A 12,915-nucleotide genomic window follows, 5' to 3' on the forward strand; every position below is an offset into this window, starting at 1 on the left:
CTCCGATTGTTGAAGGAGAGATCTGTGAAGCGCTCGCTCGTCGCCGCGTCGATGGCTGTCGCCACCCTGTTCGCGCCGGTCGCCGTGGCCGTCGTCGCCACCGCCCCGGCCGCGATCGCCGCGCCCGCCACCCCGTCGGCCGGTGAGCTGCAGGGCAAACTGCAGGCCGCGCTCAACGGCTCGACCGCCGAGGTCGAGTCCGGCGACGCGAGCGGCCTGACGGTCGTGCGCGACCGCATCGCCGCGATCCCGGGTTACCACTGGGACGTGTCGGGTCCGGTGACGGTCGAGGGCGACACCCTCTCCGCCACCCTCAACAGCAGCCTCGGCGACTACACCTATCCGATTCCGGTGACCTGGAAGGACATCGACGGCACCTGGAAGCTGTCGAGGGAGTCGGAGCAGACGCTCGTCGGCTACGCGACGATGTCGTACTGACCACCGTGTCAGCAAGCGAAAGGCCGTCCGATCGGGCGGCCTTTCGCATCGGTTGTGACCAGCGGCACAGATCCGGCGGGACGGGCGCGAAATAGCCCGGACCGCACCGGAGTTGATCGGAGAAGGCAATCGGACCGTAGTCCGGTTGCGGGCATGTATCGAATCGCAGATGAGGAAACGATGACCGACACCGCTACCCGCACCACCACTTCCGGCACGACCACCACCCTCACGGCCACCGATGCCGCGCTCTCGAGCGATATCGGCCTGCTCGTCCTGCGCGTCGGCTTCGGCGGCCTGATGGCCGCGCACGGCGCCCAGAAACTCTTCGGCTGGTGGGGCGGCAAGGGCTGGCGCGACACCGCCGACGGCTTCACCGCCATGGGCTACAACCCCGGCGAGATCTTCGGCACGCTGGCCGGTCTCACCGAATTCGCCGGCGGTCTCGCGCTGGTACTCGGCCTGCTCACCCCGCTGGCCGCGGCCGCGGTGCTGGGCACCATGGTCAACGCCATCAATGTCACCTTCGCCGGCGGCCTGCTCACCGGCAAGGGCTACGAGGTGGCGCTGCTGTTCGCCATCCCGGCCGTCACCCTGGCCTTCACCGGTCCCGGCCGGTTCTCGCTGGATCACGGACGGCCGTGGGCGCGGCAGGGCCTGGTGTGGGGCGCGGGAGCGGTCGCGCTCGGTATCGGTTCCGGGCTGCTGACGCTGCTGCTGAAGGCCGTGCTCTGAGCTGAGTTCCCCGCGACGGCGGTGTGGTGACCGCAGTCGCCGCGCCGCCGTTGTCGTGTGCCGGTTGCCGGGTGGTCGCCGCGGTGTCACCCGATGTCGGTGCGACGCACTACCCTCGTCGGCGTGCGGCCCGCGCGGGGCGGGCACGGCATCGTCCGCACAGGGAAGAGGAGAGGCGCGATGAAGGCGTACGACCTGGGTTTCGGGGACTCGGCCGACAAGCTGGCGGAGACGCCCGGTGGTGAGCCGCTCACGCTGGACGCGCCGGTGCGGTCGGGGTGGATCGGTAGCGAGGGGCCCGGGATCGACGCGGCGTGCTGGCCGCGCGGGCCGGTCACCGGGCTGCCGATGATGCACGCGTTCACCCTGCGGTTGCCCGCCGACTACCAGCGGCGCGGTCCCGGGTTCCCCGCCGTCGCGTTCTTCCAGGGCGAGGGGCAGTTCGCCGACGCGGGCGACCCGGTCGTGCCCGATGCCGCGTCCGAGGACCCGGTGGCCCGCGACCTCGTGAGCACCCGCCTGCACCCGCAGCTGCGCATCCTGCACGACGAGATCGGCGGCGCCTTCGCCCTGATCTGGCTCACCGAGGCCGAATTCGCCGCGGGGCCCGTCGCCCCGCCCGCCGATGTCCGCCCGGCCGGGGCGCCGGTGGCGAGCGACGAAGGCTGCAACGCCTGGGACGACGTGCATCCCACCGTCGGCATCTGGCTGGCCGAGCGCACCGGCGATCCCAATGTGGGCATCCCGCCGGTGGAGTACGAGACCGACACGCGCTACCAGGACCCACTCACCGAGGACTCCGGCTGGAATCCCTGGGCCGAGCCCCTGTTCGGGCGCTGTCACCTGGGCGGCACCGCCTTCCCGGTGCAGGCCCTGCCCGAGGGGCTGACCGCGTACTACCTGGAGATCGAGGAGATCTCCGGGATGAACTTCGGCGGCGGCAACGCCCAGCTCGACCTGGAGTCAGGCGTTTTCGACTGGGCGTGCGGGTAGCGGCACCACCACCAGCGGATCGAGGCCGCGCGAATCCGGTTCGGCCGCGGGCGCTTCGATGGCGATCGGCTCGATCGGCGGTGGGGTGCGCCCGCGCAGGCCGACCGCGATACCGGCCAGCGTGATCAGGTAGAGCACCACGTAGATGTTCATCAGCACCTGCGACAACGGCCACCACGGCGGCAGCAGGAAGGTGCCGACGCTGACCCAGCCCGGCAGGTACGTGTAGGTCCACGCGGCGATCGCGGGATAGAGGACACCGGCGGCGAGCCACCAGCGCCGCCGGGTCTGGGCGCGGTGGATCAGGTACACCAGCAGCGGCACGAACCAGACCCAGTGGTGGCCCCAGGAATACGGCGACACCGCACACGCGGTGAGCCCACCCAGGGTCACCGACAGCAGCGGCTCGCCCCGGCGCTGGAGCTCGGCCGCCAGCCGCAGCGCCGCCAGCGCGATCGGCACCGCGATCAGCAGCCACAGCCAGATCGGGGCGGGGCCGTGGAGGAGATGGGCGATGGCGCCGCGCAGGGACTGGTTGGCGGGGTGCACATCCGGGGCGATGCGGCCGGAGTGGAAGAACGTCGAGGTCCAGTACTGGAAGGAGTCGCGCGGCAGGATCAGCGCGGTCCCGGCGATGGTGGCCAGGAAGGTGAGCGCCGCCGTGACCGCGGCCCGCCACTGCCGCTGGAACAGGTACTGGGCGATGAAGAACAGCGGGGTGAGCTTGATGCCCGCGGCGATGCCGACGCCCAGACCGCGCAGGCGGCTGTGCTCACCGCGCGAGAAGTCCCACAGCACCAGCAGCATCAGCCACAGATTGATCTGGCCGTAGTACAGGGTGGTGCGCACCGGCTCGGCGAAGGTGCAGGCCAGCGCGATCAGCGCGCTGACCGTCGCCAGGCGCGGGGTCACCCGGTAGCCGAGCATCCGCCAGCTCTGCAGCACGCAGGCGAACAGCACGAGCAGATTGAGCGTCAGCCAGGTGGTGGTGACCGCGCCCCACGGCACCAGCAGCAGCGGCAGGAACACCACCGCGGAGAACGGGGTGTAGGTGTAGAGCAGGCCGTAGTGGGTGGGTTCGAGATACAGCGCGCGGCCGTGCCACAGCCGCCAGCCGCCGTCGCGATAGATGTGGACGTCCAGGCCGCCGGCGAGGATGCCGCCGCTGTTCATCCAGGGGTCCATGGTGGTGAACAGCAGCGTCACACCTAGGACGGCGGTACCGAGTAGCAGGATGAGCGTCAGGGTCGTGCGCGGCAGCTCCACGCGTCGAGATCTCTCCGCCACGGCCGTGCTACCGGCCGGCTCGCATCGTATGCACGACTAAGAACGTACAACGCCGGGTCCGGGGTGCCGGGCGGCGGCTCGCCTTCGGTAGCCGGAACGTATGACTGGCACGGGCGTGCCCGAATGCCGGTCCGTGATAGCGGACCGGCATCGACCTGCGGTGATCAGGCCACGGGCTGCAACGTCAGCATGGTGTCGGCACCGTGGTGGAACTCATAGTGGGTTTTGCGCAGCGAGGTCTGAATTCCTTTGTCGTGCAGTTCGGTCCGCAGGTGATCGATCAGGTCGTCGAGCGGGGCGCCGGTGTAGTCCAGCAGTGGATACACCCGCGCCTCGGTGGTGGCGACGCGGGCCAGCTCTTGCAGGGCGGCCAGGTGGAAGTCCGCGTCGAGGCGGTCGGCGTAGCTGAACAGCAGGTGCGAACTCAGCGCCAGATCGAACGAGTCGTCGGGGCAGGGCAGCGAAGGCAGGGCGCCGGCGAGGTAGCGGTCGGGCGTGGTGCGGACGTCCTCGGCGAAGCGGGCGGCGGCGCCGCGGCGGATCGCGGCGTGCTCGGCGGTGCTGCCGTACCAGTCCCAGCGGTATCGGTCGGCGTGCTGGTGGGCCCAAGCCACCGCCCGTTCGGTCTCGGGAGTGGCGCGGGCGGCGAGGTCGGCGGGGGCGGTGGCGTAGATGGGGTCGATCGCGGTCACCTCGGCGCCCAGCGCACTCGCCTCCGCGGCGAAACTGGCTGCGCCCCCGGGGCAATCGAGAATGCGGCGACCGGCGAGGTCGTCGTCGGAGAGTTGGAACATCGCGCGGTACTCGGCCAAAGATCTTGCGCTGACCAGAAATTCGCCGAGTACCTCGCCATCGGCGTGGTGCATCATCACCACACGTTCTCACGAGTTACATTCGCCCGGTAGCGAATTCATGGTGCCAACCTTGCGAATCGCAAGGCCCGCTGTGCAAGCTCGCGGATTCACACCGACGCGGTGAGCCTGCGCAGCGCCTTGGCCACGACCTCCGGATCGGTGGTCTCCCAGTACGGCGGCAGCGAGGCGCGCAGGTAGCTGCCGTAGCGGGCGGTAGCCAGGCGCGAGTCGAGCACGGCGACCACGCCGCGGTCGTCGACGCTGCGCAGCAACCGGCCGGTGCCCTGCGCGAGCAGCAGCGCGGCGTGATTGGCGGCCACGGTCATGAAGCCGTTGCCGCCGCGCGATTCCACCGCCCGCTGGCGCGCGGTGAGCAGCGGGTCGTCCGGGCGGGGGAACGGAATGCGGTCCAGGATCACCAGACTCAGCGACGGGCCCGGCACGTCCACGCCCTGCCAGAGGGTGAGCGTGCCGAACAGCGAGGTGGCCGGATCGTCGGCGAACTTGCGAACCAGCGCGCCCATCGAATCGTCGCCCTGACACAGCACGGGCGTGTCGAGCCGCTCGCGCAGCGCCTCGGTGGCGGCCTTGGCGGCGCGCATCGAGGAGAACAGGCCGAGGGTGCGTCCGCCCGCGGCGGTGATGAGCTGCTCGATCTCGTCGAGGTAGGTGGGGGAGAGGCCGTCGCGGCCCGGGGCGGGCAGGTGCTTGGCGACGTAGAGGATGCCGGACTTGGCGTGGTCGAACGGCGAACCCACATCCAGCGAACTCCAGCGCACCGTCTCGGTGTCGGCGGGGGCGGTGGCGCCGTTGGCCAGGGCCGCGTCGACCTTGCCGCCGGACTGCGCGGGCAGGCCCCAGGTGATCGCCAGCCCGTCGAAGGACCCGCCGATCTGCAGGGTCGCCGAGGTGAGCACCACGGTGGCCGAGCCGAACAGCCTGCTGCGCAAGAGCCCCCCCACCGACAGCGGCGCCATCCGCAGCGTGCGCCGGGGCACGCCGCGCACCTCGTCGGCGGAGAGCCAGATGACATCGCGGCGCGCGGCCGGATCGGCCTCCTCGAAAGCGGTGAGCGCGCGCACCGCCGCATCGTGGACGTCCTCGAGCGCGGCCACGGCCATGGTGCGGGCGGCGGCGTTGTCGGGGTCGTCCTGGGTCTTCACCGTCCCCTGCGGGGCGATCTCGGTGCGCGCGTTCCAGGCGGCGTCGCGGACCAGCGCGAGCACCGGGGCGATGCCGTCGGGCAGGTGGTCCCAGCGGGCGGCGGGCAGGTCCTCGATGGCCTGGTGGAAGGCCTCGGCGGCGCCTTCGAGCCGGTCGACCTCGCGCTCGTCGATGAGTTTGGTGCAGCGCCGGGCCGCGGCGCTGATCGCGGTGGCGGCCAGTTCGGCGGTGGCCACACCGGTGACCCGGTCGACCAGTTCGTGCGCCTCGTCGATCACCACCACATCGTGTTCGGGCAGCACCTGGATGCCGCTGATGGCGTCGATGGCCAGCAGCGCGTGATTGGTGACCACCACATCGGCCTGCGCCGATTCGCCGCGTGCCTTCTCGGCGAAGCAGTCCTGGCCGAACTGGCAGCGCGACTTGCCCAGGCACTCGCGCGAGGACACGCTCACCTGCCGCCAGGCGCGGTCGCTGACGCCGGGCGCGATCTCGTCGCGGTCGCCGGTCTCGGTGTCGGAGGCCCACTCGTTGAGGCGCTGCACCTCGCGGCCCAGGCGCGAGATGGCGAAGGCGTCGAACAGTTCGGCCTCGCCGCCGGTGTCCTCCGGGATGACGCTGTTGATCTTGTTCAGGCACAGATAGTTGTTGCGGCCCTTGAGGATCGCGAACTGCGGCACGCGACCCAGCGGCTTCTTCAGCGCCTCGGCCAGGCGCGGCAGGTCCCGGTCGACGAGCTGGCGTTGCAGCGCGATCGTCGCCGTGGAGACCACCACCGTGCGACCCGTGCGCACCGCGTGCCGCAGGCTCGGCACCAGATAGGCCAGCGATTTACCGGTGCCGGTGCCCGCCTGTACCGCCAGATGCTCCTTGGTGTCGATCGCGTGGTCGACGGCAGCGGCCATGGCGGTCTGACCGGTGCGTTCCTTCCCACCCAGGGCACGCACAGCGGTGACGAGCAGGTCGGTGACGGGAGGGAGTTCGGGCACGAAGGCAGCCTAGCGGCCCCCGCCGACAGGTTTCGCCGACGTTCAGTACTCGCGGACGAAGTCGTCGGGGTGGGCGCGGATGTAGTCCAGGACGCGTTGTTCGAAGTCTTCCGGTTCGTTGATGTCGTAGATCTCGTCCGGGTCGTCGGCGCGGTCCCCCGTGGGGCGGCGGATCTGGGCGGGATTGGCGAGGACCTGGTGTTCGTCCTCCCAGAAGCGGTCGAGGGGGTCGTCGGGGGAGCTGGGGGAGATGTCGTGGGCGGTGAGGACGGCGGCGGCGGCCAGTGTCGGCATGCCCGCGGCGCGCAGACCTCGGATGGCCCAGGGGAGTTCGGCGCGGCGGGTGCGCAGGTAGCCGCTGAAGCCGGTGTCCAGGACGGTGGAGTGCAGGCTGGTCAGGGCCAGCAGGTGGGTGAAGGCGGGTGGGAGCCGGCCGAAGGCGCCGAGGCCGAGGCGCTGGAGGTCGTCGGTGGCGGGGTTGGACCAGAAGACGAGTTCGGCGGCGTCGTGGATGTTGTCGAGCCCGGCGAGCGCGGTGGTCAGGGTGGCGCGGGTGTGGGCCGGGAATCGATAGTCCATGCCGGAAGTATCGACGGCGGTGCCTGCGCACCGCCCGCGGGGCATCGCGGCGGCTCGGTCGCTGGGGCGAACGGCGTGGCGGTGTGTGGTCAGGACGCGGTCGCGCCGACGAGGTCGACCCCTGCGGCGCGCAGTCTTTCGAGGGCGGTGCGGGTGGTCTCGGGGGACACGCCCGCGGTGAGGTCGAGCAGCACGCGGGTGCCAAAACCGGCGGCGCGGGCGTCCAGGGCGGTGGCGCGCACGCAGTGGTCGGTGGCGATGCCGACCACGTCGACGGTGTCGATGCCGCGGGCGCGCAGCCAGTCGGTGAGTGTGGTGCCGTCGGCGGCGGCGCCCTCGAAACCGGAGTAGGCGGCGGTGTATTCGCCCTTGTGGAAGGTCTCCTGGACGGTCGTGGTGTCCAGGTTCGGGTGGAACTCGGCGCCGGGGGTGCCGACGCGGCAGTGCGGCGGCCAGGAGTCGACGTAGTCGGGGGTGTCGGAGAAGTGCGCGCCGGGGTCGATGTGCCAGTCGCGGGTGGCGACCACGGCGTCGTAGGGGGTCGTCGCGAGGTATTCACTGATCGCGGTGGCCACGGCGGCCCCGCCCGCGACGGCGAGCGCGCCGCCCTCACAGAAGTCGTTCTGCACGTCCACGATCACCAAGCCGCGCGCCATACCGGTCCCTCCACGTTCGTTCACTGCCATTGTCCTCAGCCGAGGAAGGTCGTGGGGATCGCGGGCTCACCCGCCGAGAGCTTGAGCCCCTCCCACGGCAGGCTGACCAGCCCGCGCGCGACCAGCTCCCGGCTCTGCGCCAGCGTGGCCACCCCGTCGACGATCTCGCCCTTGCGCACCAGCGGTACCTGTAGTTCGCGCACCTGGAAGCCGTCGGTCGCGGGCGCCTCCCCGGCGGCGGGGTAGACGATCTCCTCCACGACGGTGCCGGTCGCGCGGGCCAGCCGCACCGCCTTCTTGGTGCCGCCGCGCGACTCCTTGTGACTCGACCGCTTGGCCACCGGGACGCCCTCGACCTCGACCAGCTTGTAGACCATGCCCGCGGTCGGCGCGCCCGAGCCGGTGACCAGCGAGGTGCCCACGCCGTAGACGTCCACCGGTTCGGCGCGCAGCGCGGCGATGGCGTACTCGTCCAGGTCGCCGGAGACCACGATCCTGGTGCCGGTGGCGCCGAGCCCGTCGAGCTGGTCGCGGACCTGGCGGGCCAGCACGCCCAGGTCACCGGAGTCGATGCGCACCCCGCCCAGCTCGGGACCGGCCACCTCGATGGCGGTGGCCACGCCGCGGGTGATGTCGAAGGTGTCCACCAGCAGGGTGGTCGACACGCCGAGCGCCTCGACCTGGCTGCGGAAGGCGGCGGCCTCGTGCTCGCCGTCGGCACCGGAGTGCAGCAGCGTGAAGGCGTGCGCGCTGGTGCCCGCGCCCGGCACGCCGAAGCTGCGCACCGCCTCCAGATTGGAGGTGGCGTCGAAACCGGCCAGGTAGGCCGCGCGCGAACTCGACGGCGCGGCCAGCTCGTGGGTGCGCCGCGAACCCATCTCGATGGTCCGGCGCCCTGCCGCGGCGCTCACCATCCGCGCGGCCGCCGAGGCGATGGCGCTGTCGTGGTTGAAGATCGACAGCGCCAGCGTCTCGAGCAGCACGCACTCGGCGAAACTGCCGCGTACCGACAGGATCGGCGAGCCAGGGAAGTACAGCTCGCCCTCGGCGTAGCCGTCGATGTCGCCGGTGAAGCGATACTCGCGCAACCAGTCGACGGTGGCCGGATCGAGGAACTTCGCGGCCACCGCCAGCTCCTCGGGACCGAAGCGGAACGCGCGCAGCGCGTCGAGCAGCCTGCCGGTGCCCGCGACGACGCCGTAACGGCGGCCGTTGGGCAACCGGCGGGCGAACACCTCGAAGGTGCAGCGCCGGTGCGCGGAACCGTCGGCCAGGGCCGCGGCCAGCATGGTCAGCTCGTACTGGTCGGTCAGCAACGCGGTGCTGGCGGACTCGTCACGGTGGGGCACACGAGAAACTGTAGTCACCGGGTGTTGTTTCCGGCCTGCCTCGTCGTACCCTGGGGTTTATGGCCGTGTGCAATTCCGTTCGGGCTGGCGCCGTCACCGACGCCGTGAACGCCGCACTGTCGGCGCCACAGGCTACGCCGGAGGCAGTCGAGCACGCCGAGATCCTGGAGGCCGAGGACCGGCCCTGGGTGACCGTCGTCTGGGACGACCCGGTCAACCTCATGCACTACGTCACCTACATATTCCAGAAGCTGTTCGGCTACAGCAAAGCCAAGGCGACCGAGTTGATGCTGCAGGTGCACAACGAGGGCAAGGCCGTGGTGTCGTCGGGTTCGCGCGACAAGATGGAACAGGACGTGCGCAGACTCCACGCCGCGGGGCTCTGGGCAACCATGCAGCGCGACGACTGAGTACCGTGGCCCTGTGCGCAAGTGGAGCCGGAAGAACTCGCTGAGTGGCCTGAAGCTTCGATCCGAGATGGACGAGCACGAGGCCACCGTCCTGCGCTCGCTGATCGGGGCCGTGTCCGGTCTGCTCAGCGACCGCGCCAACGAGGCCCCCGAAGACGAGCTCGCCGCCCTCACCGGGCTGCGCACCGGCAACTCCACCCCACCCGACGACCCGCAGCTGCTGCGTCTGCTGCCCGATTTCCACCGCGCCGAGCCGGGCTCGCCCGATGCCAAGCGCGCCGATCTCAACAGCGCGCTGCGCAGCCTGCACGAGCCGGAGATCATCGACGCCAAGCTCGCCGCGGGCCGGACCGTGCTGGAGAGCTGTCCGGAGAGCGGCGGCAAGATCGTGCTCACCCCCGAACAGGCCGACGCGTGGCTGGCCGCGCTCACCGACGTCCGCCTGGCGCTGGGCACCCTGCTCGACATCGACGACGACACGCCCGAACATTTCGAGCCGGAAGATCCGCGCGCGCCGCATCTGGACGTCTACCACTGGCTCACCTGGATGCAGGACTCGCTGCTACAGGCGCTGGCCCCCTGATGCGCAGCGCGCCGGGCGCCCGCGACGCGATCACCGATGTCGCGGGGGTGCTCGTCGGGCACTGTCAGCGGCTCGATCCGCAGGTCACCCTGGGTTCCGGGGCGGCGACGGGCTGCACGGTGGTGCGGGTGCCCGGCGGCGCGACGGCCGCGGTCGACGTGCGCGGCGGCGGCCCCGGCACCAGGGAGACCGATCTGCTCGACCCCGCCAACACCGTCCGGCAGCTGCACGCCATCCTGCTCACCGGTGGCAGCGCCTACGGCCTGGCCGCCGCCGACGGCGTGATGCGCTGGGCCGAGGAACACGGCGAGGGCATCCCGATGGACCCCGCCGACCCGGGCCGGGTGGTGCCGATCGTGCCCGCCGCGGTGATCTTCGACCTGCCGGTCGGGGACTGGCGCGTCCGGCCGACCGCCGACGACGGTTTCCGCGCGGCCGAAGCGGCCTCGACCGAGTTCGCGCGCGGGACCGCGGGCGCGGGGGTGGGTGCGCGGGCGGGCGCGCTCAAGGGCGGAATCGGTTCGGCGAGTGTGGTTCTCGGCGAGGGCCCGGGGGAGGGGATGACCGTGGGCGCGGTGATCGTCGCCAATCCGGTCGGCTCGGTCGTCGACCCGCGCACCGGCCTGCCCTGGGGCACCGGCACCGACGGACCGGAGTTCTTCGGGCTCGCGCCGGGCACCCCCGAGCAGATCGCCGCGATGAACGCCCTGCCCGTGAAGGGCACCGTGCTCAACACCACCATCGGCGTGGTGGCCACCGACGCCGCCCTCGACCCGGCGGGCTGTCGCAGGCTCGCCACCACCGCGCACGACGGGCTGGCCCGCGCCATCCGGCCGGTGCACTCACCCCTCGACGGCGACACCCTGTTCGCCCTCAGCACCGGCGCGAAGCAGGCCCCGGCGATCCCGCTGCCGCCCGCGTTCCCGCCGGACCTGCTGCTGCTCGACCAGCTGTGCACCGCCGCGGCCGTGGTCGTCGAACGCGCCGTGGTCGACGCGGTACTGCACGCCACCTCGATCGCCGGCATCCCCGCCTACCGCGACCTGTTCGGCGCCTGATCCGGACCGGCGTGCGCACCCGCCGGAATACCCGAATAGGGTGAGTGGTTGTCGGGACTGGTGCTCGGCACCGCTGGAACAGGATGTGGAAAGGGCCGACAAGTGCTGGTGATCAGGGCCGACCTCGTGGACGCCATGGTGGCGCACGCCCGCGCCGACCACCCCGACGAAGCCTGCGGCATCATCGCCGGACCCGAGGGCAGCGACCGCCCGGAACGCTTCGTGGCCATGGTCAACGCCGAACGCTCGCCCACCTTCTACCGGTTCGATTCCGGCGAGCAGCTGAAGGTCTGGCGCGCGATGGACGACGCCGACGAGACCCCGGTCGTCGTCTACCACTCGCACACCGCCACCGAGGCCTACCCCAGCCGCACCGACATCTCCTACGCCTCCGAGCCGGACGCGCACTACGTGCTGATCTCCACCCGCGATCCGGAGCACCACGAGCTGCGCAGCTACCGCATTCTCGAGGGCGAGGTCACCGAGGAACCGGTGCGCATCGTCGAGACCTACGACGCCTGAACCCCACCGAACCAAGTCATCACCGAGGAGTCACCATGCCGGTCACCGTGTCCATCCCCACCATCATGCGTGGTCTCACCGGAGGCGAGAAGCGCGTCCAGGGCGAGGGCGCGACCCTGTCCGCGCTGATCGACGACCTCGAGGCCAACCACCCCGGCCTGGCCGAGCGCCTGCTCAAGGACGGCAAGCTCAACCGCTACGTCAACATCTACGTCGACGACGAGGACGTGCGCTTCGCCGGCGGCCTCGACGCCGAGGTGCCCGCCGACGCGTCGGTCACCATCCTGCCCGCCGTGGCCGGCGGCGCCTGATCCCGTGGCCCGCTACGAATCGCTGATCGCGACCCTGGGCAACACGCCCCTGGTCGGGCTGCAGACGCTGTCGCCGCAGTGGGACGGCGAGAACCACGTGCGGCTGTGGGCCAAGCTCGAGGACCGCAACCCGACCGGTTCGGTCAAGGACCGGCCCGCGCTGCGGATGATCGAGCAGGCCGAGGCCGACGGGCTGCTCACCCCCGGCTGCACCATTCTGGAACCGACCAGCGGCAACACCGGCATCTCGCTGGCCATGGCGGCCAAACTCAAGGGCTACCGGATCGTGTGCGTGATGCCGGAGAACACCTCGGTGGAACGGCGCCAGCTGCTCACCATGTTCGGTGCCGAGATCATCGATTCGCCCGCCGCCGGTGGCTCCAACCAGGCCGTCGCGCTGGCCAAGCAGATCGCCGCCGAGAACCCCGACTGGGTGATGCTCTACCAGTACGGCAACCCGGCCAACGCGCTGGCGCACTACGAGACCACCGGTCCCGAACTGCTGGCCGACCTGCCCGAGATCACCCACTTCGTGGCCGGTCTCGGCACCACCGGCACCCTCATGGGCACCGGCCGCTACCTGCGCGAACAGGTCCCCGGCATCGAGATCGTGGCGGCCGAGCCGCGCTACGGCGAACTCGTCTACGGGCTGCGCAACATCGACGAGGGCTTCATCCCCGAGCTCTACGACGAGAAGGTGCTCACCACCCGTTTCTCCGTCGGCCCCTACGACGCGGTCAAGCGCACCAGGGAACTGGTCGGCGAGGAGGGCATCTTCGCCGGGATCTCCACCGGCGCGATCCTGCACGCGGCCCTCGGCATCGGCAAGAAGGCACTGAAGGCGGGCAAGCGCGCCGACATCGCCTTCGTCGTGGCCGACGGCGGCTGGAAGTACCTGTCCACGGGCGCCTACGACGGCACCCTGGACGAGGCGGAGGAGAAGCTCGAAGGCCAGCTCTGGGCCTGAGCCGTTTCGGTACGCTCGAC

Annotated in this window: 15 protein-coding genes; 9 read left to right on the forward strand and 6 right to left on the reverse strand. The window is 71.1% G+C overall.

The features are described 5' to 3' along the window. Window positions 1-24: 24 nt before the first annotated feature. The 3 genes from ACWEMY_RS18100 to ACWEMY_RS18110 all read left to right on the forward strand — a co-directional run bounded on the left by ACWEMY_RS18100 (window position 25) and on the right by ACWEMY_RS18110 (window position 2,166). A complete protein-coding gene (locus tag ACWEMY_RS18100; RefSeq protein ID WP_375938646.1) occupies window positions 25-438 on the forward strand; it encodes a hypothetical protein in 414 nt (137 codons plus the stop codon). Between the two features lie 180 nt (window positions 439-618). Continuing rightward, window positions 619-1,173: a DoxX family protein gene (locus ACWEMY_RS18105; RefSeq protein WP_375938643.1), complete on the forward strand. Its 555-nt coding sequence runs from the start codon at window positions 619-621 to the stop codon at window positions 1,171-1,173. A 180-nt stretch (window positions 1,174-1,353) separates the two neighbouring features. Beyond that, the gene (locus tag ACWEMY_RS18110) at window positions 1,354-2,166 is read left to right on the forward strand and encodes a hypothetical protein (RefSeq protein WP_452390957.1); all 813 of its coding nucleotides are present in this window, start codon (window positions 1,354-1,356) and stop codon (window positions 2,164-2,166) included. On the opposite strand, the gene ACWEMY_RS18115 is transcribed toward ACWEMY_RS18110, so the two are convergent. From ACWEMY_RS18115 to ACWEMY_RS18140, 6 genes are all read right to left on the reverse strand, one after another. Continuing rightward, a complete protein-coding gene (locus tag ACWEMY_RS18115) occupies window positions 2,137-3,432 on the reverse strand; it encodes a glycosyltransferase 87 family protein (RefSeq protein WP_452390958.1) in 1,296 nt (431 codons plus the stop codon). The two genes, ACWEMY_RS18110 and ACWEMY_RS18115, sit on opposite strands and share 30 nt — an antisense overlap. Window positions 3,433-3,617: 185 nt before the next feature. Next, window positions 3,618-4,247, reverse strand: coding sequence for a hypothetical protein (locus tag ACWEMY_RS18120; RefSeq protein ID WP_452390959.1), 630 nt, complete (start codon window positions 4,245-4,247; stop codon window positions 3,618-3,620). Between the two features lie 167 nt (window positions 4,248-4,414). Continuing rightward, window positions 4,415-6,460, reverse strand: a complete 2,046-nt coding sequence (locus ACWEMY_RS18125) for an ATP-dependent DNA helicase (protein ID WP_452390960.1) — start codon at window positions 6,458-6,460, stop codon at window positions 4,415-4,417. Window positions 6,461-6,502: 42 nt separating this feature from the next. After that, a complete protein-coding gene (locus ACWEMY_RS18130; protein WP_452390961.1) occupies window positions 6,503-7,039 on the reverse strand; it encodes a DMP19 family protein in 537 nt (178 codons plus the stop codon). Window positions 7,040-7,128: 89 nt separating this feature from the next. After that, the gene (locus ACWEMY_RS18135) at window positions 7,129-7,695 is read right to left on the reverse strand and encodes an isochorismatase family protein (protein WP_452390990.1); all 567 of its coding nucleotides are present in this window, start codon (window positions 7,693-7,695) and stop codon (window positions 7,129-7,131) included. 35 nt (window positions 7,696-7,730) lie between these two features. Further along, window positions 7,731-9,044 carry a nicotinate phosphoribosyltransferase gene (locus ACWEMY_RS18140; protein WP_452390962.1) on the reverse strand — a complete coding sequence of 438 codons (1,314 nt, stop codon included), beginning with the start codon at window positions 9,042-9,044 and terminating at the stop codon, window positions 7,731-7,733. A gap of 59 nt (window positions 9,045-9,103) precedes the next feature. Here ACWEMY_RS18140 and clpS point away from each other — a divergent pair, with 59 nt between their 5' ends. The 6 genes from clpS to ACWEMY_RS18170 all read left to right on the forward strand — a co-directional run bounded on the left by clpS (window position 9,104) and on the right by ACWEMY_RS18170 (window position 12,895). After that, window positions 9,104-9,454, forward strand: a complete 351-nt coding sequence (gene clpS, locus ACWEMY_RS18145; protein ID WP_452390963.1) for an ATP-dependent Clp protease adapter ClpS — start codon at window positions 9,104-9,106, stop codon at window positions 9,452-9,454. A gap of 13 nt (window positions 9,455-9,467) precedes the next feature. Continuing rightward, window positions 9,468-10,037, forward strand: coding sequence for an oxidative stress transcriptional regulator AosR (aosR, locus tag ACWEMY_RS18150; protein WP_452390964.1), 570 nt, complete (start codon window positions 9,468-9,470; stop codon window positions 10,035-10,037). Next, complete coding sequence (locus tag ACWEMY_RS18155) at window positions 10,037-11,095, forward strand: P1 family peptidase (protein ID WP_452390965.1); 1,059 nt, start codon at window positions 10,037-10,039, stop codon at window positions 11,093-11,095. The genes aosR and ACWEMY_RS18155 overlap by 1 nt, the downstream gene beginning before the upstream one ends. 102 nt (window positions 11,096-11,197) lie before the next feature. Then, on the forward strand, window positions 11,198-11,617 hold the full coding sequence (locus ACWEMY_RS18160; protein ID WP_452390966.1) for a Mov34/MPN/PAD-1 family protein: 420 nt from the start codon (window positions 11,198-11,200) through the stop codon (window positions 11,615-11,617). Window positions 11,618-11,652: 35 nt separating this feature from the next. Continuing rightward, window positions 11,653-11,928 carry a MoaD/ThiS family protein gene (locus tag ACWEMY_RS18165; protein WP_375938612.1) on the forward strand — a complete coding sequence of 92 codons (276 nt, stop codon included), beginning with the start codon at window positions 11,653-11,655 and terminating at the stop codon, window positions 11,926-11,928. Window positions 11,929-11,932: 4 nt separating this feature from the next. Continuing rightward, window positions 11,933-12,895 (forward strand): PLP-dependent cysteine synthase family protein, encoded by a 963-nt coding sequence (locus ACWEMY_RS18170; protein WP_375938609.1) that lies wholly within the window; start codon window positions 11,933-11,935, stop codon window positions 12,893-12,895. The last annotated feature ends 20 nt before the right edge of the window (window positions 12,896-12,915 follow it).

Source organism: Nocardia sp. NPDC004415, assembly GCF_053602435.1.